Raw genomic sequence first — 240 nt, forward strand, 5'->3', positions numbered from 1 at the left:
TCTTCCAATCAGGGCAATGGTACTGGGTCGCCGCCTTCTTCATCGCCTCCATCCTCACCGCCACCCAGATCGTCAGGGGCAATGTCGGCAAGCAATCCACCTCCTACCTCCTCCCCTCATTCGCCTCCATCCTGCTCACCAGCTTCTTCATCCTCACCGTCGTCACCGGAGGCATCATCGAAGTCAACCCCTGGTGGGATGCCCGCTTCTTCATCCCCATCGGGGGCATGATCATCAGCA

Annotated in this window: 1 protein-coding gene; it reads left to right on the forward strand. The window is 59.2% G+C overall.

The features are described 5' to 3' along the window. A partial coding sequence (locus CI070_RS01420; RefSeq protein ID WP_143245526.1) for an ABC transporter permease occupies positions 1-240 on the forward strand: 240 nt, incomplete at both ends.

Origin of the sequence: Akkermansia muciniphila (assembly GCF_900184965.1) — a bacterium.
In the GTDB taxonomy this organism is placed as follows: Bacteria; Verrucomicrobiota; Verrucomicrobiia; order Verrucomicrobiales; family Akkermansiaceae; genus Akkermansia; species Akkermansia muciniphila_A.